Here is a 21,210-nt window from a genome sequence, read left to right on the forward strand (position 1 = left end):
AAACTGCTGAAACTGCTGAAACTGCTGAAACTGCTGAAACTGCTGAAACTGCTGAAACTGCTGAAACTGCTGAAACTGCTGAAACTGCTGAAACTGCTGAAACTGCTGAAAAAATTGAAAAAAAATTAACCGAGATAAGAAATAGATTGTTAGCGCATATTGACGTAAATAATAATACACCACCAAAATCTTTAACTGGCTTTACAAGTGTATTAAAGAGATGTTTACCTGAAAATGAAGTTGTTAACTCGTTAGAATTATTAAAAAAATACGGTTTAATTGAGGTTAATAGTAAAAGACAAGTTAGTTATAACCCAATATTGTTAACGAACATAATTCATTAAGCATGCTTGCGTTTTACATTCAGCTTATGCAACTCTAATAAAGGAATAATAAGGTTGTACTATGGAAAATACTGGAATTTGGATTACAGTCTTCATTGTGCTGTTTGTGCTTGGCTCAATTTTTGGGCTACGTGTCAGCCCAAGAGAAAAAGCATTAGGCCTGATGCGTGAAAAAGCGCGCAAGATGGCTTTACATCCGCGTTTAGTTGCAGCTCCCGATTGGACCAAAATTCCAATGGCAACGGAAAACCGTGCCAGCATGGTGGCTTATTACAGTGTTCTCATTCCAGATGCTAGACTTCCATTGATGCGCGCACGCGTGGAAGAGCAGAAACTCAAAGTTGTGCAAGGTGATGACAAGTTTAACGATTTGCCCATTGCATTAAAGGGCATTTATGCTATTGATATGCAGGCAAACTGTGTAGGACTCTATTGGGATGAAGAATCAGACCTCCGAGCAACACAGTTAGATGACATCAAAGCTTATTTAACATCTTTGGCTGAACTTTAATTTATCAACCAATCAAACAGGATTAACGATTAACTATGGCGAACGCTCCTCGGTCCACATCCAAAAGCACCACAGCAAAATCACCGAGTGCTGCGAACAAACGTGCCTTAGTGATTGTGGAGTCGCCTGCAAAAGCGAAAACAATCAACAAATATCTGGGTCCAAATTACATCGTAAAATCATCGGTGGGGCATGTTCGTGACTTGCCGACGGGCGGATCTAAAAGTACAGAAAAAAAGCCTGTATCGCGTGCCAAACTGACCGATGAACAAAAAGCGGAAAAGGCACAGTTAGCTTTGGTCAACCGTATGGGGGTTGATCCTGAACACGGCTGGAAAGCACATTATGAAGTCCTTCCGGGTAAAGAAAATGTCGTTGCAGAACTGAAAAAACTGGCATCGCAAGTCGATGAAGTTTATCTCGCAACGGATTTGGACCGTGAAGGGGAAGCGATTGCCTGGCATTTAAAAGAAGTGATTGGTGGGGATGATTCACGCTATCAGCGCGTGGTGTTTAACGAAATTACCAAAAATGCCATCCAGGAAGCTTTTAAACAGCCGGCACGCCTGGATATCGATAAGGTCAATGCCCAGCAAGCGCGTCGATTCCTCGACCGTGTTGTGGGCTTCATGATCTCGCCACTGTTATGGGAAAAAATTGCCCGCGGTTTGTCAGCAGGTCGTGTACAGTCGGTTGCCGTCAAACTGGTGGTGGAACGCGAACGTGAAATTCGTGCCTTCATTCCTGAAGAATACTGGCAGGTTTTTGCAGATACCAAATCTCAAAAAGATGATATCCGCCTTGAAGCGGTGAAGCAGGGCGGTAAAACCCTCAAGCTGCACAATAAGGCTGAAACCGATGCCTTATTGAATCTGATTAAAGATGCTGAATATAAAGTTGCCAGTCGTGAAGATAAACCGACCAAGGTCAATCCAAGCGCCCCGTATATCACCTCAACCCTGCAACAGGCTGCAAGCACACGTTTAGGCTTTTCTGTAAAGAAAACCATGATGCTGGCGCAGCGTCTGTATGAAGCGGGTTTTATCACCTACATGCGTACCGACTCGACTTTCCTGAGCGATGATGCAGTCAATATGGTGCGTGGTCATATTGAGTCGGAGTTTGGTGCAAAATATTTGCCTGCCAAGCCAAACCGTTATGGCAACAAGGCGGGTGCACAAGAAGCCCATGAAGCCATTCGTCCTTCAAATGTGGCGTTGAAAGGCGACAGCCTTGCAGGTGTAGAACGTGATGCACAGCGTTTGTATGACCTGATCTGGCGCCAGTTTGTCGCCTGTCAGATGACTCCGGCAGAATATCTGTCTTCGACCATTTTGGTCGATGCCAATGGGGTGGAACTGAAAGCCAAAGGCCGTACTCTGGTCTTTGATGGTTTCACTAAAGTGCGCGGACAAAACAAGTCGGATGATGATGTGTTATTGCCTGCCGTGAAAGTGGGTGAAATACTGAAACTGGAAAAACTGGATCCATCACAGCACTTTACCAAACCGCCGGCACGTTTCACTGAAGCCTCACTGGTAAAAGAATTAGAGAAAAAAGGTATTGGCCGTCCTTCGACTTATGCAGCCATTATTTCTACCATTCAGGATCGTGGCTATGTGAAGCTGGATAATCGTCGTCTTTTTGCCGAAAAGATGGGCGAAATTGTGACCGATCGTCTGGATGAAAGTTTCAATAACCTGATGAACTATGACTTTACCGCAGATCTTGAAGGTCAGCTGGATAAAGTGGCCGATGGTCAGCGGAACTGGAAAGAGTTGCTGGATAATTTCTACGGCGACTTTAAGAAGCGCTTGACCACAGCACAAGGCGAACACGGCATGCGCCGTAACCTGCCTGTGGAAGTGGAAGCGGTACATTGCCCTGAATGTTCGCGTCCAATGCAGATTCGTACTGGAACCACAGGCGTATTTTTGGGATGTTCAGGCTATAACCTGCCGCCTAAAGAGCGTTGTAAAGGCACGCTGAATTTAACCCCGGTTGAGTCTCTGGCCGCGCTGTCGGATGACGACGCAGCAGAAACGGCTGACTTGATGTCGAAAAAACGCTGTCCGATTTGTGGTACAGCCATGGACAGCTATGTAATTGATGGCGGCCGTAAACTGCATATATGCGGGAACAATCCGGACTGTGCCGGTTTTGAACTGGAAGAAGGCGAGTTCAAGATTAAGGGGTATGATGGTCCAACCATTCCATGTGATAAATGTCATGGCGAGATGCAGCTCAAGACCGGTCGTTTTGGACCTTACTTTGCCTGCACCAGTTGTGACAATACCCGTAAAGTGTTAAAGAATGGTCAGCCTGCACCTCCGCGTGTAGATCCAATTAAAATGGAACACCTGCGTTCGACCAAGCATGATGACTTCTTTGTCCTTCGTGATGGCGCAGCAGGTTTATTCCTGGCGGCCAGCAAGTTCCCGAAAGTGCGTGAAACCCGCGCACCGAAAGTGGCTGAACTCCGTACCGTGGCTGAGCAGCTGGATCCAAAATACCAGTTTATTTTGCAAGCACCGGATGTCGACCCTGAAGGCAACCCAACCTTGGTGAAATTCAGTCGTAAGAATCAGGCGCAATATATTGGTTCGGAAACGCCTGAAGGCAAGCAAACCAAATGGTCATTGGTTTTCAATGATGGAAAATGGGTTGAAGCTTAAGTTTTAAGAAATGCAAAAAATGCTGACGGAAGTCGGCATTTTTTATGCCAAAATAATTTATATAACAACTGAATCAAATTTTTAATTGGGGTAAGAGTGGAAATTCAAACAAAAAAGTTTGCAGTATTAATCGATGCAGATAATTCATCAATTAACGCCATTTCATCTGTACTTGAAGAAGTCGCTAAATATGGAATTGCAAGTGTAAAAAGAGTGTATGGAGATTGGAGTAGTGAAGCGTTAAAAAAATGGAGAGATGTTCTACTGCCTCATGCAATAACTCCTGTTCAGCAATTTGCTTATACAAAAGGCAAAGATGCCACAGATATGATCTTAATTATTGATGCTATGGATTTACTGTATGCAGGTGCATTAGACGGTTTTTGTATTGTATCAAGTGATAGTGATTTTACTCCTTTGGCTTCACGTATTCGTGAAAATGGTTTGATAGTTTATGGATTTGGGAGGAAAACAACGCCAGAACCATTTAAAAAAGCATGTGATAAATTTATTTCAGTAGAAAATTTGAGTTTTGAAGAAAAAGAGGAAATTAAACAAAATTCAATAATTAAAAAAGAGAATGAGGTGAAAGACTCAATAAAAATTGAATTAAATGATAAAGATTCTATTAAGCAACAAATAGATAAGGCTACTTTAAATTTAATATATAAGGCTGTTAAAGATAATTCAGATGATAGTGGTTGGGCATATCTTGGTTTAGTAGGAACATATATAAATACAGTGAAGCCTGATTTTGATACACGAAATTATGGTCATGATAAGTTATCTGGTTTAATAAAAGCATTAGATGTGTTTGAGACGAAAATGCAAGGTAGCCAAATGTATTTACGGAAAAGTAGTTTTAGTACTTTTATCAAATTAGTACAAAAGGCAATTAACCAGTATGCGGATAAAAATAATTGGGCTGATATAGACGATGTTATTTCTTGTTTAAAGAAATCTGATCTAAATATACGAAATTATGAAGAGGCAATTGAATCAATTCATAGTGGTTGGATAGAGGTTAAACAAATTAAAAATAAGAAATTTGTTCGCACACTCAAAGAGATGCAATAACGAATATTTAAATTTTAGAAGTGGTCTTTTCATGTGGAAAAACATTCGCATACTGTGTTTACTCATCATTCTGTTGATTGTTGCAGTCAATGCCTACCGTGACCAGAACCAGGACTGGTCCAAACCCATTATTGTCATGCTGCATCCTGTCAATGCAGATGGGCGAGCTGCGACTCAAAGCTATATTCAATCGCTGAATTTGTCTGAACTGAATGGAGCACAAGCATATCTCCAGCAGATGTCGGCACAGTATCGCGGACAGCCAATTGTCATTTATTTTCAGTTGGGACGTGAACTGAAACAATTGCCCCCGAAAGTGCCGCAACAGGCAACCATGCTGGATAATATTTTATGGAGTCTGAAATTCCGTTTTTATGCATGGAAACAGCATGAACGTGCTGACGGTTCACCCAGTGTGACCCTGTATTTAAATTATTATGATCCCGAAAAAATTAAAGAGTTGAAACATTCCACTGCCTTGCAAAAAGGCCGCATTGGCTCGGTGAATTTATTTGCGTCGAAAAAACAGGCTGAACAAAACAAGATTGTACTGGTACATGAGTTGCTCCATGCTTTTGGTGCAAGTGACAAATATGATTTAACGACGGGTCAGCCCATTTATCCACTGGGTTATGCCTATCCAAAGCAGCAGCCTTTATTTCCGCAAGTCAAGGCCGAGCTGATGGCGGGATATATCCCGGTTTCGGAACAAAAAAGCAAAATGCCGGATTCATTGAAGCAGACTTTGATTAATGAAATGACCGCAATTGAAGTGGGCTGGAAAAAATAATCCTTGGGGATAACGATGCTTTTATCCACAGCTGAGCATCGAGCTGTGGATTAAAATGCAGAGAAATAACAGACTTTTGACCGAAAATCAGCTAAAACGAAAGCTGTTCCTAAACAAAAGACTTGAGAAAAAACATGAGAACAGTAGGAAATGATTTAGTTCGACATCAGCTGCATGAAAATCGAAAGTGGTATTTAGGTCTGGGTATTGTGCTGACCCTATTTGGTCTTGTATTGCTTGCTTCGCTGCCTTTTGCCACGCTTTCTGTGGTGTTCCTGTTCGGCATACTGATGATGACTGGCGGTATTCTGCACTTTGTTGCAGCTTTTAAAATTTTTGAAGGGGGCACCCGCTGGTTATGGGCATTATTTGGCGTACTGTATCTGGTCGCTGGTTATTATGCTTTTAGCACACCGGTAAAAACCGCAGTTGTGCTGACCAATCTGCTGGCCATTGTATTAATTGTGGCAGGTATCATCCGTATTTTTAGTGCCATTATTTTTAAAGTCTATCAAGGTTGGGGCTGGATCTTATTTTCCGGCTTGCTGACCCTGATTACAGGTATCATTATTTTAATCTCACCGGATGCATCCTTCTGGGTATTGGGACTATTTCTTGCTATAGATATTTTGTTCCAGGGAATTAATTATCTGACCTTGGCGTCTTATATCAAACATGAAGTACCGCAAAGTTCGGCAGATGTATAACAGTGAACTGGGAGAAAAGGGCGCATAGAGCGCTCTTTTTTATTGTATAAAGATTTATTGCTTTCACTTTTTCAAGATTATGCCTAAAACCTTTGTTCTTGCCCCCGATTCCTTTAAAGAAAGTATGACTGCCGAGCAGGTCTGTCAGGCCATGCAGCGTGGCATTCGGAAAGTATATCCAGATGCCATGTGTATTTCGGTGCCCATGGCAGATGGGGGTGAAGGTACCGTGGATGCCTTGATTACTGCACAAGGTGGACAAAAGATTGATTGTGAAGTCAGTGGCCCTTTAGCAGAGCACAAAATAAAAACCTATTTCGGTCTGGTGAACCAAGGTAAAACGGCGGTCATTGAAATGGCCAAAGCCAATGGCATTCATTTGTTGGACAAATCACAGCGTAATCCTTTATTCACCAGCACTTTGGGTACTGGGGAGATGAGTAAAACTGCACTGGATTTAGGCGTGTCTAAAATCATGATCGGTTTGGGCGGCAGCGTGACCAATGATGGCGGTGCCGGTATGGCACAGGCCTTGGGTGTGAAATTTCTCGATGCTGCAGGCTGCGATGTTGCTGTAGGTGGTGGTCAGCTTGACCAGATTCAAAAGATTGATCTTTCAGGCTTGGATGCCAGATTAACACAGGTTGAAATCCTGATTGCTTCTGATGTGAATAATCCCTTATGTGGTGCAAATGGCGCATCATATATTTTTGGGCCACAGAAAGGGGCTACGCCTGAAATGGTGAGGTTGTTGGATCAGAACCTTGCACATTTTGCCGATGTGGTTGAAGCAGAGTTAAACGTCAGTAAACAAAATATTGCGGGAGCAGGTGCGGCAGGTGGTCTGGGTTTTGGTCTGATGGCTTTTGCCCGTGCTTCCATTCAATCCGGCGTTGAACTGGTGATTGAAGAAACTCATCTGGCTGAAAAAATTGCCCAAGCCGATTATGTGTTGACGGGTGAAGGCAAAATTGATTTTCAAACCAAATTTGGCAAAACCCCGTTTGGGGTGGCGCAGGTCGCGAAGCGACTGAATAAGCCTGTGATTGCTTTTGCGGGTGTAGTTGGCGATGGCATTGAGGAACTATATGACTTGGGTTTTAGTCAAATTATCGGGATTAATCCCCCTCATATTGATTTAGAAGATGCGATGAAAAATGCTGAAAGGCATTTGGAAGATACAGTAGTTACAGTGTTAAACAAACTTGAAAAGTGATCATGCTAAATTCTAAAAGCGGAGAGCATCACGGCCCCGAAAGGATGTGAATAGGTAAATACTAACGCGTAGGCAAATTTTACTTTTCAGGGATGAAAAGTAACAAAAATCCTTTGCTGGATTGAGGGTATTTCCCTGTACCCCAATCCAACTGACGGCATCCATGTCATCCTGGTCGTGAATTTAGATGAGTCGTGACAGCAACAAAGCAGTTCTGCGTTGCGTTGAAAATATATACTCATGTTTGCTTATCAAGTTTTCTAGGGTCAGCTCTGTTAAACTATTCGTCTATTAAACACGATGAGACACCATGAGTTTAGCCACCCTGATTAATGAATTAAACCCGCAACAAAAACAGGCTGCCACCACCGAGGCAAAGCATAGTCTGGTACTTGCAGGGGCAGGCTGTGGCAAAACCAAAACCATTGTGGCTCGTGCAGCTTACTTGATTGATCAAGGTGTGCCGGCCAATCAAATCCAGATTCTGACCTTCACTCGCCGTGCAGCCAGTGAAATTGTGGCGCGGGTCGAATTGGCGCTGGGCGAACAAGCCAAAGGCTTGCGTGCTTCAACCTTTCATACCTTTTGCATGTATCTGCTGCGCCGAATTCCCAAAGCTTTTGGTCTGGAACAGTTTTCGATTATCGACCGTGATGATCAGCTCATGATGTTCCGTTTAATTCGCGGCAAGGATGATAAAAAAAATCCGAATGCACTGCCCAAGCCGCAGCAGCTTTGTGACCTGTATTCCTTTGCCCGCAATACCCGACAAAAACTGAGTATTGCCTTAGAAAAACAGCTGCCTGAATTTTTAGAATATAAAGATCAAATCGCGGACATCATGAAAGAATACGAAACACGAAAACGTGCCCGCAGCTTTCTGGATTATGACGATATTTTGGCGGTAGTGGCTTCCGCACTGGCGCAATCGGAAGGGCTTACTGATTATGTGGCCTCCATTTGCCAACACATGCTGGTGGATGAAATGCAGGATACCAACCCTCTGCAATGGGCTTTGCTGGAACCTTTAAAGGATAAAGTCAGCCTGTTCTGTGTCGGGGATGATGCCCAGTCCATTTACGGTTTTCGTGGTGCGGACTTTGAAAATATCCATCATTTTAAAGAGCGCGTACCGGATGCGCAGATTTTTAGACTGGAACAAAACTATCGTTCGACTCAGGAAATTTTAGACCTATCGAATTGGTTGCTCTATCAAAGCCCTATTCAGTATGACAAGCGTCTGGATGCACATCGTGGCGAGGGCATTAAACCCAAACTGCATATCTTCCCGAACGAGTTTGATGAAGCCAAATGGATTGCCATTGATATCAAAGAGCGGCATTTTCTGGAAGGCACACCGTGGCATGACCATATGGTGCTGGTGCGTTCCAGTTTTGCGGCACGCCACATCGAAGCGGCCTTTATTCAGGCCAATGTGCCTTACCGTTTTATCGGCGGTATGAAATTGCTGGAAACTGCGCATGTCAAAGACCTGCTCAGTTTATTGCGGGTGATTGCCAATCCGCTGGATGATATTGCCTGGATGCGTTTCCTGACCTTATGGAATGGGGTGGGAGATGTCGGGGCCAGCAAGCTGGCGCAGCAATTATTGCAACAGCCAGATCAAGACCTGATTTTCGAGAAACTGGAAAAATTCGGACGAATTCCCGAAAAAACGCTGCTGATCATGAAGCAGATGTCAGTATTAAAAGATCAGGTGCAGGCTTGTGTGACTTTGGGAATTGAAGCACTGCTGGAGCAGCTGGAGGAAAACTACGCCAAGAAAGACTGGTCGAAACGCCTGGGCGATTTTGACCTGGTCAAGCAGCTGGCCACCAAGCATGATCAGCTGAGTGAATTTCTGGAAGAATATGTGCTCGATCCGGTCTCGATTTCTGAAATTGAACGCCAGTCTGAAGATGATGTGATGACGCTGATTACGATCCATTCTGCCAAAGGGACAGAACAGAAGATTTGCTATGTCGCGAATGTGTCTGCGGGACAGTATCCGCATGCACGTGCGCAGGGCAATTTTGACGAAGTGGAAGAAGAGCGCCGGGTATTATATGTGGCTTTAACCCGGGCCAAAAATGAACTGATTTTAACCAAGCAAAATCTGAATCTCTGGGCGCGCGATCAGGTCGATGAACAGGGACGAAAAATTGAAAGTTATTTCCTGAATGACCTGACTCGCAACCTGTGCACGACCGAGACCCATTACAAGCCGCGTCAGCAAACCGTAAAAAGTGCCTTGATTGAGCGGCAAGCGATTAATTTAGATTTTGGTATCGATCTCGATTAAACTATCTCAATAGTGAAGTGCAAAAAGTAAGTAGGCGAGTGCTTTTTGGTTTTTTTAGCCTATTTAAAGGTCATCAGATGAAAATTTTAGTTCGTAATTTAGAACGTACAGTGACAGAAGCTGAATTGCTGGAATTGTTTAAGCAATATGGCACGGTAGATTCATGCACTTTGGTTTTAGATGCTGCAACAGGTAAATCAAAAGGCTTTGCTTTTGTGGAAATGCCACATGGCCGTGAAGCGGTGAAAGCGATTAAAGGCTTAAATACTTTGCGTTTGCATGGACAAGGGATTCGTGTGAAACAGGCAGAAGACAAGCCAGCAGCAAACTAAAGATTAAAAGGAGCAAGGCTCCTTTTTTTATGGACAAAATAACCAGGCTTGAATCAGGTTGAATTGGTCTATTGAATCCCCATCTCTTGATCTGGAAGGATGTAAATTATTCTGGCTGAAATCACCCATGATTATTGAAGTGACAGCAGATCTTTCACGCATTGAAATTAATCTTCCATAATTTTTATTGTCATTTTTCTGAAAGACCGTTTAATCTTAACAGTGTAATCACGCCAAAACTTAGGAAATCACCATGTCTCGTGTTGCTCGCTTTCATGCCGATCGTACCAATCAAAAACTGTATTTTGCACGTCTTGCATGTCAACAAGCGGAACAAACCGATCACATTCAGCAGGCTCAGGCACATCGTGAAGCGGCTGTATTTCATTTGCATGGTGCAGTATTGGCATTTTTGCAAGAGTTGGTGCGTTACTACCGTTTAAATGACTTTGCTCCGACCCTGAAATCCATTGAAGAACATATGGCAGAAAAAGGGCAGATCTCGCCTGAAGTGACTGTAATGCAGCAGTTAGCGAAACAGGGCTTTATTGCCGAGCTAAAACGTGCCTACCGTATGTGTCAATATGCACCAGAACCAAGTGCGCCAGAACCTGAAGATGAAACCTCTTCCAACCTAATTATTAAAGTAACTCAAACCCCTCAAGCCTGGTTGCCGGATACCAAAATCCTGCGTGAATGGCATCGTGACCTGACCCAGTTAATTGACGGTTTTCGCAATGAAATGGTTGAATTTTAAACTTTACGACCAGTGCTCTTGAAGTTTCTGTCATTGACCTTATATAAATAGTCTAAGTAATGCAAAGTGCAACAGCCCTTTGCCACCATGTTGAACATGGAGGATATATGTCTATAGAACATTTGAAAGAATTATTTGGTAGTCAAGAAGCGATTTTAGAACTTGTTCAACTTGAAGGTGGTGAGTTGGCATTGCGAAATGCAGGCTCTGAAAAAGAACCGCTGGTCAAGATTCAGTTTAATGATCAGGTCAAAGCGTTACTTGGTGATCAAACGCCGGTGATTGCCCAGCACATGATGCAGGCGGCTCTGTTTGCCATGATGGAAAAGCAGGTCAATGAATGGCAGGCTGAAATTGTGGATGAACAGCCGAAGTATATGAGCTAAGCTTATTTGAACCTAAAAAAGCGCACTGAAGTGCGCTTTTTTTATGCAATGAAGATCAGTGTGTCGGTGCCTGATGATGTGCAATCTGGATCTGGTTTAAAATATGATTGGTCATGTTGATGGCCATTTCTTCTTTGGCAAAATAAACCTGACCGATATTTTCACGGCGAATCACTTCAGCTTCTTCCTTGCTTTCGGCACAGACGAGAACCTGGATCTGTGGATTCAATGTTTTGGCAATATCGACAATTTTATGAATATCCAGAATATCCATCGGAGACAGCACCAGCAGGCGGGCATGCTGGATATGGGCCTGAATGAGTACCCCAGCTTCGGTTGCACGTCCCGATACCGCTGCAATGCCTTTGTCACGCAAACTTTCAACGATCTCGCGGTTTTCTTCGGCAATCACTACCTTGATATCCTGCTTCATTAAGGCTTTGGTAATGCGACGACCGACTTCACCATGACCGACAATCACTACTTGATCACGCAAGTATTCTTGAGAGACTTCATCTGGCAACATGGACAGCGGGTCACCGCTACGTTCAAGCAAGCGGGCCAAATGTGAGCGTTCACGAATCCAGTTCTGTACCGGTTCAATGGCAGAGAACACAAATGAATTTAGCGTAATCGAGATAAGTGCACCGGCTAAAATCAGATTTTGTCCTTCTAAAGACAAGAGATGTAGTGAAACGCCTAAGGTCGCCAAAATAAAAGAAAACTCGCCAATTTGTGCAAGGCTGGCACCCACGGTTAAAGCGGTGTTAATTGGATAACGGAAGAACAGTACCAGTGCCATTGCTGCGATGGTTTTCCCCACCATAATAATCGCCACCACGGCCAGGACATGCCAAGGCTGCTGCACTAAGATCATGGGATCAAACAGCATGCCCACCGAGACAAAGAATAAAATGGAAAAAATTTCGCGTAGCGGGAGCGTTTCTTCCTCTGCACGGTGGCTGAAATCGGATTCTTTGACCACCATCCCGGCGAAAAATGCGCCTAGCGCCATCGACACGCCAAAAACCTTATAAGCACCAAAGGCAATCGAAACCGCAGCGGCCACTACGGTCAAGGTAAACAGTTCACGTGATCCCAGACGGGCAACGATCTGCATAATCCAGGGAACCAGGCGTTTACCCACAATCAGCATAAAGGCAATAAAGCCAGCCACTTTCAATAGTGTGACAGCTAAGGTCATCCAGATATTGGCATTCGGGTCTGAGCCGGAAATTGCTGTTCCACCCAGTAAAACAGCAGTGGCAGGAAGAAGGACCAAAACCAGCACCATGACCAGATCTTCAACCAATAACCAGCCCACCGCAATTTTACCGTTTACGGAGTTGATTAAGCCTCGGTCACCCAAAGCTTTGAGTAACACCACCGTACTGGCACAGGACAGGCTCAGGCCAAACACCAGGGCCGAGCCAAAGTTCCAGCCCCAGATCATGGAAACGCCTATGCCCAGTAAGGTTGCTACCGCAATTTGCAGTACTGCACCCGGTAAGGCAATGCGGCGGACCTGCATCAGGTCGGTTAGGGAAAAGTGCATCCCGACACCAAACATCAGGAACATGACCCCAAGTTCAGCCAACTGGTTGGCAAGATGAATATCCCCTACGATACCGGGGGTATTCGGGCTAATCACAATACCGGCGACCAAATAGCCAATCAGAGGGGGGAGACGAATACGCGCAGCCATATAGCCAAAAATGAGTGCCAGTCCAAAGCCAACGGCAAGTAATATAATCAGATCTACATCATGAGGCACTAAAAACTCCTTAAGCTTGAGCCAAAGTTAAGGGTAAAAAAGAATAAGCACAAAAAATGCCAAAAAAAGAATAACAAGAAGTGTAGCAAGTCGAATAAAAAAAATGCAAAAAAAAACGACCCGGAGGGCCGCTTTTTTCAAGAAGTCAAAATTATTTAATTTTAGCTTCTTTGAAGATTACGTGTTGACGGATTTTTGGATCAAATTTTTTGATTTCCATTTTTTCCGGCATAGTACGTTTGTTCTTAGTCGTAGTATAGAAATAACCTGTACCAGCTGAAGAAACTAGGCGAATTTTATCACGCATTGTACTGACTCCTTAGATCTTTTGACCTTGAGCACGAAGATCAGCAACAACCTTTTCAATGCCCAATTTGTCGATAATACGCATACCCTTAGTGGTTAAACGAAGACGTACGAAACGTTTTTCGCTTTCTAACCAGAAACGGTGGTGATGCAGGTTCGGCTCGAACCGGCGTTTGGTTTTGTTATTGGCGTGCGAGACATTGTTTCCAACGACTGGACGCTTGCCGGTAACTTGGCAAACCTTAGACATGGTGAACTCCATTGCTAGACAGCACCGATTGTGCGGCTAGTCATTAAAAGTAAACGGATGAAATCATTCAAGGGGCGTTTTATACCAAAAATACGCTTAAAAGACAAGCGAATTTAAGAAAAACGCGGCATGATCATGTGTAATAGATCATGCCTTGATCAGTTATCGAAGAAGGGTCTTGGAAATCAGTTTGTGAATCGGCTTGTTAAACGGTGGGAGAATGAATTTTAAGCTATACAGCTTTGGATTAGACATCACTGACCGTTCATGCGACAAACTGAAGAAACCTTCTGGACCATGATATTTGCCCATACCTGAAGCACCGACTCCACCAAAAGGTAAGTCATCCTGTGCCACATGGGTCAATACCATATTCTGCCCGAAATGCCCTGAATGAGTATGCTGTGCGACATAGTCGGCACGCGCCTGATCAAAGTCGAAATAGTATAATGCAAGTGGACGAGGACGGCTATTAATAAAGTCAATTACATCGTCAATTTGATCATATTCCAGAATAGGAAGGATCGGGCCGAAAATTTCCTCTTTCATAATCCGCATTTCCGTGGTGACACCGGTCACGATGGTTGGCGCAATTTTACGAACTTTGCTTAAATCTTCATGTGCCGGATTTAATTCAATAATTTTAGCACCTTGGGTACGGGCATCTTCCAGATAGCCCTGCAGGCGGTTGTATTGTTTGTCATTAATAATCGAGGTGTAATCCTGATTGTACTCAATACTCGGATACATCTCTTCTACACAGGCTTTAAAATGTTCAATAAATTCGGCCGTTTTACCTTTAGGCAGGAACATATAGTCCGGTGCCACACAGGTTTGACCTGAATTCCAGAGTTTACCTGCAGCCAGACGCTGTGCCACATCTTGCAAATCAATAGAAGGATGAACCAGTACCGGTGATTTTCCCCCCAGCTCCAAAATTACCGGCACCAGGTTTTCTGCAGCTGCCGCCATCACGGTTTTACCAATTTCGGTTGAACCTGTAAAAACAATTTTATCAAAGGCTAAATGGCTAAAAGCATCGGAAACGGGTCCACCGCCATTAATCACGGCCACCAGTTCGGTCGGAAACGCTTCGCCTAGGGCTTTTTCCAAGGCACGGCCAAAATGGCTGGAGGCACTGGAGATTTTGATCATGGCATGGTTGCCGGCTGCAATTGCACAGATCAGCGGACCCACCGACAATAATAAAGGATAGTTCCACGGGGCAATAATCCCGATCACGCCCAAGGGCTGACATTGCACCCAGGCTTTTGCCGGCTGATGGATAATTCCAACATGGCGTTTCGATGGTTTCATCCAACCGGTCAAATGCTTGCTATAATATTTAATCTGTTCAAGACAGGTGAGCAGTTCGCCGATTTTGGTTTCACCCACAGAACGGTTACCATAGTCTTGATTAATTGCCTCGGCAAATTGATCTTGATATTTAACTAAGATACGCTTGAGACGCGCTAAACGGTCAATACGTTCTTTTGCCGATGGAAAAGAATGACGTAGATAAGCGTGCTTTTGCTGTTCTAGCACGTCGTATAAGTGCTGAATATTAAACGAATGTGGTGTCATTGAAGTTGTTTTTGTTTGACTGTTCATGACCTGCTACCATTAAATAAAAAGCGATTAATTTAATTTTTAGAGTAAAAGCTCTAAATAGTCAAGTTACTTTATGTGTTAGCTCGCTAACCTATTGAATGAATGGTTACTTTAGGATGTCTCACTCCAAAACGGTGAAAACCAAAGAACGTATTTTACAGCTCAGCTTACAGTTATTTAATGAGCGCGGTGAGCGTTCTGTAACAACCAATCATATTGCAGCTGAACTGAATATGAGTCCAGGTAATTTGTATTACCACTTTCGCAATAAGAACGAAATCATCAAAGAGTTGATGGAGCAGTATCAAGGCGAAACTCTGGAGATGCTGGCATTGCCTGATGATCGTCCGCTTGATGCTAACGATAAAATTCGTTATTTTCAGGTGCTGAGCAGCCAGCTTTGGGCGTATCGCTTTTTGCATCGTGATGTTTATCATCTTGTTGAAAATAATGAAGATTTTCGCAAAATGTATCCGCGTTTTGCCGGACAGGTGATGCAGCAGGGGCAAAAAATCTATAAAGCTTTCGTGAATGCAGGCTTAATGGAAATGACAGATTCAGAAATTGAAGCCCTGATTATTAACTTGTGGATTGTTTTGACCAACTGGACTAACTTCCTGTACATGTCGGGTCATATTACCGATTCGAACCATCTGGAAGAAAAATGGGTCTGGCAGGCATTGCGCCAGATGGTTTTCCTGGAAGGGGCTTACCTGCGTGGTGAAAGCCGTCAAACCTATGAACATTTACTTGAAACGCTCGGCCCTTCAGAGCTTTTTGAAAGTTTATCGTCCAGTAAAAAACACGATGCGGGCTAGCCTATTTAGAAAGCCTGAAAAAAGCGTTAGAATACTCGGCTTGTTTTTCAATTTAACTGATTAGTGATATTAACCAACATGAATATGTCCACTGCTAACACAGCACGTTTACTGATTACTTGTGCAGATAAACCAGGTATCGTGCAGGCTGTTTCGAGCTTTTTGTATCATCAGGGAGCAAATATTACCGCACTTGATCAATACGCGACTGAAGCTCAGGGCGGGCGCTATTTCATGCGTGTTGAATTTGAACTGGACAACTTGCAAAGCCGTAAAGAAAGTTTAACCCAGACGTTTGCCAGCAATGTGGCAGAACGCTATGACATGCACTGGCGTCTGGCACTGGTCAGTGATGTGAAAAAAGTCGGGATTCTGGTTTCTAAAGTGGATCATGCATTGCTTGAGCTGTTATGGCGTCATGCGCGTGGCGGCTTACCGTGTGAAATTACCAAAGTGGTTTCCAACCATGAAACTTTGCGTGAAGCGGTAGAAAACTTCGGCATTCCATTTGAAGTGGTACCGGTGAATAAAGAAAATAAACGTGAAGCCTATGCCAAAATTGATGAAATCATGCAGGGCAACGATTTACTGATCCTCGCGCGTTACATGCAGATTCTGGACGAAGAATTCGTGCAAAAGTGGGAAATGAAAATCATCAACATCCATCATTCCTTCCTGCCAGCCTTTGTTGGTGCAAACCCGTATCAACAGGCATATGACAAAGGGGTGAAACTGATTGGTGCAACAGCACATTATGTGACTGCTGACCTCGATCAGGGACCGATTATTGAACAGGATGTGGAACGTGTGAATCATGATTTCACCGTTGAGCAGCTGCGTGAACTCGGACAAGATGTGGAACGAAATGTTTTGGCCCGTGCCGTGAAATGGCATCTGGAAGACCGTATTATTGTGGATGGCAACAAAACGGTTGTTTTTCAATAAGTATTGTCATTTATACCGATTAAAAAGGCATGTTTCAGGCATGCCTTTTTCGTTTTTGATTCAAAAAACTCATCAAAACGGGCATTTTAATAGTTGCAAATGAAAACACTTCTCATTTATTATTGGCGTGCTTTAATTGTACTAACCGATGAGCCTGATTGCTAAAATCTTTATAGATCTACAATCGCTTAAATTAGGTAACTGATTTTAATGAGTCAATCTTCCGCTCTAAATATGCAAACTCCCAATCCAATGAAAAAGAAAGTGATCACTGCCTTGCTTGCGGTGGTGGTGGGTCACATGGGTGTGTTGTGGGCGGTAGGGCAAATGAAAGCCCCGGAACTCAAACCGATTGAAAAAGAACCGTTAAAGGTACGTTTTGTAAAAATTCAAGAACCACCAAAACCGTTACCACCGAAGCCTAAAGCGGAACCCAAAAAAGAACCACCAAAACCGAAAGAAGTGAAACAGGTTGAAATTGTAAAAAAACAGCTTCCACCACCACCGAAGAAGGTAGAAAAGGTTCAACAAGTTAAAAAAGCAGAAGTACCGAAACCCGTGATCAAACCGGTGGAAGCACCGCCTAAACCTACAGTGAGCACGACGATTTCTGAAACGAGAGTGGTGAAGCCTGCTCCGGTGACTCTACCCCCTGCGCCAACTCCGCCTGCACCACCAGCTCCGGTAGCACCTCCTGCGCCGCCATCACCAAAAAATGTTTCTATTGGTGGTTCAGGAGTACAATGGAGCCGTTCGCCAAAGCCATCCTATAGCAACAGCGACTTGGAAGGCCAAACGCGTACTGCCATGGTGTATATTGAAGCGAATGAAAAAGGTGTAATTACTTCAGTACGTATGGTCCGTTCGACCGGTGTTCCTGCTTTAGATGAAAAGATTTTACGCTCAGTGCGTAGTTCCAAATTCAAACCGTACAAAGAAAATGGCGTGGCTTATCCAATCAAGGCTAACCTACCATTGGAATTGACAGTGAATCCACGCGGCTAACATTTATTAGGAGTTCGAGTATGAACTTTTCAGTTTATTGGCAACATGCAGATGCAGTGAGTAAAACCCTGTATTTCGTGTTATTGGCAATGTCGATTGCGACATGGACCATCTTCGTTTTACGTATAATGGGGACTCGCCAACTGAAGCAACAAGCTTATGCTCAACTCTCTCAAGCGTTAAGCAAGTTAAAGGCAAAATTTGCGCCTTTAAATTTTGAACAGCGTAAAGCTGTTGCAGAACAGGCTTTGTTGCGTCAAATCTCAGCTGAAAAAGCCAATGCTGAAAAAGGTGTTGCAGTGTTGGGTACCATTGCTTCACTGGCACCGTTTGTCGGTTTGTTTGGTACGGTCTGGGGTATTTTCCACGCGCTGGTTGCGGTCGGTAAAAGTGGTCAGGCTGGTCTGGCACAAGTGGCAACACCGGTGGGTGAAGCCCTGATTATGACCGGTCTGGGTTTGGCTGTCGCGATTCCTGCAGTACTGGCTTATAACATTTGTACCCGTGTGAACCGTGGTTTGGCACATGAGTTACAAGATCAGGCACACAGTCTGTTGATTGACACCATGTTGCAACAGGACAGTGCAGCTCAGGTAGCGACTCAAGCAACAACAAACAATCTGGTTGGAGGTCAAGCTTAATGGGCTTTCAATTGGGTGAAGACAACGATGTAGGTATGAATGAGATGAATCTCATTCCACTGATCGATATTATGTTGGTATTGATGATCATCTTCCTGGTGACAGCAACCGTTGCTAACCCATCAATTCCATTAACCTTACCTAAAACCACGGCAGATATTATGGATTTGCCACCTAAAAACGTCACCATCAGTATTAATGCAGGTGGGGAAGTTGCCTGGAATGGCAAGGTGCTCACGCTTGATGAGTTACAGACAAAATTTAACGAAGCTGGTCAAGAAGAACGCCAACCGACAATTGTACTGAAAGCAGATAAAGAATCACGTTATGACACTGTTGCTCAAGTGATGTCTCGTGCGAGTGAAGCCGGGCTCAGCGATATTGCTTTTGCAACCGATAACTAATCTGATCTTTTAAAAAAAGCGACCTTAATGGTCGCTTTTTTTATGTCTAATATTGGCTGGACCAGATTATTCAGATTTCAGCAAGTCCTGAAACTTGCTGCGCAATTTCATTAGCTTCGGTGGAATGGTGAAATTGCAGTAGCCTTGGGAAGGGTTGCGGGCAAAGAAATTCTGGTGATATTCTTCCGCAGGGTAGAACTGCGGTGCAGGGCTCAGCTCGGTCACAATATTTAAACCTTGCGCTTTTAAATGCTCAATAGTCTGTTCTGCCTGCTGCTGCTGTTCATCATTAAAATAATAAATGACTGAACGATATTGAGTGCCGATGTCATTACCTTGACGGTTTAAGGTCGTTGGATCATGGGTGGTAAAAAATACATCCAAAAGCTGGGCAAAGCTAATTTGCGTTTCGTCATAATCAATCAGAATCACTTCCGCATGCTGGGTGTCACCACGGCAAATATCCTCATAACTGGGATGTTCAGTATGACCGCCAGCATAACCGCTGACCACTTTTTCCACACCTTTTAACTGTAAAAAAACGGCTTCGACACACCAGAAACATCCACCACCCAATAATGCTTGTTGCATGATCTTATCCTGTATTTGCTTATTATTTTTAATATAGGGGCTTTCTATGAAGCGACAATGAATTTATACATTTTAAACACAAAAGCCTGAGATTTCAGGCTTTTATTTAAACAATTAACGTGGTTGCAAGGGGCTTGTAAATTGCAGCACTACATTGCCATGACGATCCAGCAGTTTTAGCGTTTTTCCAAACACCTGATAGTTTGCGACTTTCGCCAAGGCTTCATTAAATTGTGGCGCTACATTGTTGCTATCCAGACAGGCCATCTTGGTGCCCGCCATTTGACCGAGCACGAGCGTATCTCGCCCTGCTTCATAGCTGCCCATAATGCGATTGCAACCATCGGCACCGCTGACCCGTTTGCTGGCAGCATCAAACTGCAAGCTCGGAATATTATGGGCGGTCGGTGCTGTCTTGATTTCGGTATTGCCAATATGGGTGGCAATCCAGGTACGGTTTTGCAGTTGTACCAAGTTTGCAGCCTCAATAGGAGATGCGGCATTCGGTGTGGTTTGACAACCGGTAAAAGCAATTGCAGCGCCCAGTATGCCGACAGCAAACATTTTTTTTAACATATTTGAGTTCTCATTCTTGGTTTAACTTAGAGTCTATATAAACAAAAAAATAGGCTTTTCACTAGGATTAAATGGGATGTTTTTATATTTTTACTTTTAAAATTCAGTTAATTCATCCGTTATTGGCTGGGGGATGCCGTGGCGAATCAGGGTTGAATATTGGCTACTGGAAAGATGCTTAAATTGACTCACGCGCGGGTTGATATAAGCAATGTTGTACCATTGTGTGATGCTTAAATCATGTGAAATGGCATTTAAGTCATAGAGATAATTCGGCAAATAGCCAGAAGCGAGCAGGCGGTAATCTGCCGGGAAAGGCCTTTTTGATATGGTCTGCACCATATCAAATACCAGCGTGGTACAGTTGCTGGTCAGGCTGTTGTACCATCTCGGCTGCTGCCTTAATTCGTTGGCTTTGTGCAGATATTCTTCAAACAGGGCACGTCTTTCGCTTTTCGACATGTTAATAGGGAAGAAATAGACCTGTTCACTACGAATATTGCTGCGCGTATAGATCAGGTCCTTTTCATCTGCTGCAATCAGGCTGAGTTCGTATTTTCTGAAAAATCCGCCATAAGTGGAAAATTCTTCATTTTTTTGTTTGCGAATTTCAATTGAGAAGGTCAGCGGAGGGCTGTTGGCAAAATCAAAACTGACCAGGGTATGCGCAATGCGTGGTCCCATCCAGTAGGAAGTAATAATATTTACCCCCGTGATCTGGTTTAAATCAAACTGACGGGTTTCCCAACGTTCATCATAACTGCCATCTGCATGCCAGTTAAAATTGCGTACATTGTTTAATGTCACTTGATCGCCGTGCTGCCGATAAGACAGCACTTGGGCAACTTCCGGATTCCACTCGCGATCTTGCCGGGCTTCTAGGCTAAAATACCAGAATAAGCCGACAAGAAAAAACAGAACATAGATCAGCACATCGGTCTGACGGTTCAAGATATATTGGGTGAGGTAAATGCCGAGGATGCTTAAGGCAAAAGCGATCCAGAGGCCGATCAGTATGCGGGTGCCAAAGCTGCCCAAAGGTTCCTGAAACCATAAGGCCAGACACAGCCAAATAGAGGACATAATAACGAACAGGCCGAACACGGTATGGACTAATACCATGCCCAAAGCAAGAAGGAATTCTCTTGTTCCAGTATTATGCATATTTGACTGTTATAAGTAATTATTACCT

23 protein-coding genes are annotated in these 21,210 nt (G+C 43.8%); 16 read left to right on the forward strand and 7 right to left on the reverse strand.

Translation table 11 applies throughout. The features are described 5' to 3' along the window. The 11 genes from ACPUEY_RS10500 to ACPUEY_RS10550 form a co-directional block, all read left to right on the forward strand. The coding region (locus ACPUEY_RS10500; protein WP_425122039.1) for a hypothetical protein at positions 1-344 on the forward strand (344 nt) is incomplete at its 5' end. A gap of 61 nt (positions 345-405) precedes the next feature. Beyond that, entirely contained in the window at positions 406-855 is a 450-nt protein-coding gene (locus ACPUEY_RS10505; protein WP_425122040.1) for an ammonium transporter, read from the forward strand. 35 nt (positions 856-890) lie between these two features. Beyond that, the gene (topA, locus tag ACPUEY_RS10510; protein WP_425122041.1) at positions 891-3,530 is read left to right on the forward strand and encodes a type I DNA topoisomerase; all 2,640 of its coding nucleotides are present in this window, start codon (positions 891-893) and stop codon (positions 3,528-3,530) included. Between the two features lie 96 nt (positions 3,531-3,626). Then, entirely contained in the window at positions 3,627-4,607 is a 981-nt protein-coding gene (locus ACPUEY_RS10515; protein ID WP_425122043.1) for an NYN domain-containing protein, read from the forward strand. A 31-nt stretch (positions 4,608-4,638) separates the two neighbouring features. After that, positions 4,639-5,397, forward strand: coding sequence for a hypothetical protein (locus ACPUEY_RS10520; protein WP_425122044.1), 759 nt, complete (start codon positions 4,639-4,641; stop codon positions 5,395-5,397). Between the two features lie 134 nt (positions 5,398-5,531). Beyond that, on the forward strand, positions 5,532-6,104 hold the full coding sequence (locus ACPUEY_RS10525; RefSeq protein WP_425122045.1) for an HdeD family acid-resistance protein: 573 nt from the start codon (positions 5,532-5,534) through the stop codon (positions 6,102-6,104). Positions 6,105-6,183: 79 nt separating this feature from the next. Beyond that, positions 6,184-7,320, forward strand: coding sequence for a glycerate kinase (locus ACPUEY_RS10530; protein WP_425122046.1), 1,137 nt, complete (start codon positions 6,184-6,186; stop codon positions 7,318-7,320). 310 nt (positions 7,321-7,630) lie between these two features. Next, positions 7,631-9,622 carry an ATP-dependent helicase gene (locus ACPUEY_RS10535; protein ID WP_425122047.1) on the forward strand — a complete coding sequence of 664 codons (1,992 nt, stop codon included), beginning with the start codon at positions 7,631-7,633 and terminating at the stop codon, positions 9,620-9,622. 77 nt (positions 9,623-9,699) lie between these two features. Then, entirely contained in the window at positions 9,700-9,954 is a 255-nt protein-coding gene (locus ACPUEY_RS10540; protein ID WP_092819240.1) for an RNA recognition motif domain-containing protein, read from the forward strand. A 253-nt stretch (positions 9,955-10,207) separates the two neighbouring features. Further along, positions 10,208-10,711: a DUF6586 family protein gene (locus tag ACPUEY_RS10545; RefSeq protein WP_086195331.1), complete on the forward strand. Its 504-nt coding sequence runs from the start codon at positions 10,208-10,210 to the stop codon at positions 10,709-10,711. Positions 10,712-10,818: 107 nt separating this feature from the next. Next, positions 10,819-11,097 (forward strand): hypothetical protein, encoded by a 279-nt coding sequence (locus tag ACPUEY_RS10550; protein ID WP_092819051.1) that lies wholly within the window; start codon positions 10,819-10,821, stop codon positions 11,095-11,097. A gap of 55 nt (positions 11,098-11,152) precedes the next feature. On the opposite strand, the gene ACPUEY_RS10555 is transcribed toward ACPUEY_RS10550, so the two are convergent. The 4 genes from ACPUEY_RS10555 to ACPUEY_RS10570 form a co-directional block, all read right to left on the reverse strand. Continuing rightward, a complete protein-coding gene (locus ACPUEY_RS10555) occupies positions 11,153-12,871 on the reverse strand; it encodes a cation:proton antiporter (RefSeq protein ID WP_425122048.1) in 1,719 nt (572 codons plus the stop codon). 151 nt (positions 12,872-13,022) lie between these two features. Then, positions 13,023-13,178, reverse strand: a complete 156-nt coding sequence (rpmG, locus tag ACPUEY_RS10560) for a 50S ribosomal protein L33 (RefSeq protein ID WP_001205031.1) — start codon at positions 13,176-13,178, stop codon at positions 13,023-13,025. A gap of 12 nt (positions 13,179-13,190) precedes the next feature. Continuing rightward, a complete protein-coding gene (rpmB, locus tag ACPUEY_RS10565) occupies positions 13,191-13,427 on the reverse strand; it encodes a 50S ribosomal protein L28 (RefSeq protein ID WP_000048256.1) in 237 nt (78 codons plus the stop codon). 162 nt (positions 13,428-13,589) lie between these two features. Beyond that, on the reverse strand, positions 13,590-15,038 hold the full coding sequence (locus ACPUEY_RS10570) for a coniferyl aldehyde dehydrogenase (protein WP_092819049.1): 1,449 nt from the start codon (positions 15,036-15,038) through the stop codon (positions 13,590-13,592). Positions 15,039-15,154: 116 nt separating this feature from the next. On the opposite strand from ACPUEY_RS10570, the gene ACPUEY_RS10575 reads away from it, so the two are divergent. The 5 genes from ACPUEY_RS10575 (at position 15,155) to ACPUEY_RS10595 (ending at position 18,851) form a co-directional block, all read left to right on the forward strand. Continuing rightward, positions 15,155-15,856: a TetR/AcrR family transcriptional regulator gene (locus ACPUEY_RS10575; protein WP_086195336.1), complete on the forward strand. Its 702-nt coding sequence runs from the start codon at positions 15,155-15,157 to the stop codon at positions 15,854-15,856. A 78-nt stretch (positions 15,857-15,934) separates the two neighbouring features. Further along, complete coding sequence (gene purU / locus ACPUEY_RS10580; RefSeq protein ID WP_131272849.1) at positions 15,935-16,801, forward strand: formyltetrahydrofolate deformylase; 867 nt, start codon at positions 15,935-15,937, stop codon at positions 16,799-16,801. Between the two features lie 210 nt (positions 16,802-17,011). Then, positions 17,012-17,806 carry an energy transducer TonB gene (locus ACPUEY_RS10585; RefSeq protein ID WP_425122049.1) on the forward strand — a complete coding sequence of 265 codons (795 nt, stop codon included), beginning with the start codon at positions 17,012-17,014 and terminating at the stop codon, positions 17,804-17,806. A 20-nt stretch (positions 17,807-17,826) separates the two neighbouring features. After that, the gene (locus tag ACPUEY_RS10590) at positions 17,827-18,447 is read left to right on the forward strand and encodes a MotA/TolQ/ExbB proton channel family protein (RefSeq protein ID WP_092819046.1); all 621 of its coding nucleotides are present in this window, start codon (positions 17,827-17,829) and stop codon (positions 18,445-18,447) included. Next, a complete protein-coding gene (locus ACPUEY_RS10595) occupies positions 18,447-18,851 on the forward strand; it encodes an ExbD/TolR family protein (protein WP_092819045.1) in 405 nt (134 codons plus the stop codon). The genes ACPUEY_RS10590 and ACPUEY_RS10595 overlap by 1 nt, the downstream gene beginning before the upstream one ends. Before the next feature lie 66 nt (positions 18,852-18,917). On the opposite strand, the gene msrA is transcribed toward ACPUEY_RS10595, so the two are convergent. From msrA to ACPUEY_RS10610, 3 genes are all read right to left on the reverse strand, one after another. Next, the gene (gene msrA / locus ACPUEY_RS10600) at positions 18,918-19,442 is read right to left on the reverse strand and encodes a peptide-methionine (S)-S-oxide reductase MsrA (protein ID WP_425122050.1); all 525 of its coding nucleotides are present in this window, start codon (positions 19,440-19,442) and stop codon (positions 18,918-18,920) included. A 114-nt stretch (positions 19,443-19,556) separates the two neighbouring features. Next, a complete protein-coding gene (locus ACPUEY_RS10605; protein WP_425122051.1) occupies positions 19,557-20,018 on the reverse strand; it encodes an META domain-containing protein in 462 nt (153 codons plus the stop codon). Between the two features lie 96 nt (positions 20,019-20,114). Further along, positions 20,115-21,182 carry a DUF4105 domain-containing protein gene (locus ACPUEY_RS10610; RefSeq protein ID WP_425122052.1) on the reverse strand — a complete coding sequence of 356 codons (1,068 nt, stop codon included), beginning with the start codon at positions 21,180-21,182 and terminating at the stop codon, positions 20,115-20,117. Between the last annotated feature and the right edge of the window lie 28 nt (positions 21,183-21,210).

The organism is Acinetobacter sp. G11, from assembly GCF_049808495.1.
GTDB classification, from domain to species: Bacteria; Pseudomonadota; Gammaproteobacteria; order Pseudomonadales; family Moraxellaceae; genus Acinetobacter; species Acinetobacter kookii.

Coding starts and splice junctions, on each gene's coding strand:
- ACPUEY_RS10505 (WP_425122040.1), top strand. CDS start 406: ATGGAAAATACTGGAATTTGGATTACAGTCTTCATTGTGCTGTTTGTG.
- topA (WP_425122041.1), top strand. CDS start 891: ATGGCGAACGCTCCTCGGTCCACATCCAAAAGCACCACAGCAAAATCA.
- ACPUEY_RS10520 (WP_425122044.1), top strand. CDS start 4,639: ATGTGGAAAAACATTCGCATACTGTGTTTACTCATCATTCTGTTGATT.
- ACPUEY_RS10525 (WP_425122045.1), top strand. CDS start 5,532: ATGAGAACAGTAGGAAATGATTTAGTTCGACATCAGCTGCATGAAAAT.
- ACPUEY_RS10530 (WP_425122046.1), top strand. CDS start 6,184: ATGCCTAAAACCTTTGTTCTTGCCCCCGATTCCTTTAAAGAAAGTATG.
- ACPUEY_RS10535 (WP_425122047.1), top strand. CDS start 7,631: ATGAGTTTAGCCACCCTGATTAATGAATTAAACCCGCAACAAAAACAG.
- ACPUEY_RS10540 (WP_092819240.1), top strand. CDS start 9,700: ATGAAAATTTTAGTTCGTAATTTAGAACGTACAGTGACAGAAGCTGAA.
- ACPUEY_RS10545 (WP_086195331.1), top strand. CDS start 10,208: ATGTCTCGTGTTGCTCGCTTTCATGCCGATCGTACCAATCAAAAACTG.
- ACPUEY_RS10550 (WP_092819051.1), top strand. CDS start 10,819: ATGTCTATAGAACATTTGAAAGAATTATTTGGTAGTCAAGAAGCGATT.
- rpmG (WP_001205031.1), bottom strand. CDS start 13,178: ATGCGTGATAAAATTCGCCTAGTTTCTTCAGCTGGTACAGGTTATTTC.
- rpmB (WP_000048256.1), bottom strand. CDS start 13,427: ATGTCTAAGGTTTGCCAAGTTACCGGCAAGCGTCCAGTCGTTGGAAAC.
- ACPUEY_RS10570 (WP_092819049.1), bottom strand. CDS start 15,038: ATGAACAGTCAAACAAAAACAACTTCAATGACACCACATTCGTTTAAT.
- ACPUEY_RS10575 (WP_086195336.1), top strand. CDS start 15,155: ATGTCTCACTCCAAAACGGTGAAAACCAAAGAACGTATTTTACAGCTC.
- purU (WP_131272849.1), top strand. CDS start 15,935: ATGAATATGTCCACTGCTAACACAGCACGTTTACTGATTACTTGTGCA.
- ACPUEY_RS10585 (WP_425122049.1), top strand. CDS start 17,012: ATGAGTCAATCTTCCGCTCTAAATATGCAAACTCCCAATCCAATGAAA.
- ACPUEY_RS10590 (WP_092819046.1), top strand. CDS start 17,827: ATGAACTTTTCAGTTTATTGGCAACATGCAGATGCAGTGAGTAAAACC.
- ACPUEY_RS10595 (WP_092819045.1), top strand. CDS start 18,447: ATGGGCTTTCAATTGGGTGAAGACAACGATGTAGGTATGAATGAGATG.
- msrA (WP_425122050.1), bottom strand. CDS start 19,442: ATGCAACAAGCATTATTGGGTGGTGGATGTTTCTGGTGTGTCGAAGCC.
- ACPUEY_RS10605 (WP_425122051.1), bottom strand. CDS start 20,018: ATGTTAAAAAAAATGTTTGCTGTCGGCATACTGGGCGCTGCAATTGCT.
- ACPUEY_RS10610 (WP_425122052.1), bottom strand. CDS start 21,182: ATGCATAATACTGGAACAAGAGAATTCCTTCTTGCTTTGGGCATGGTA.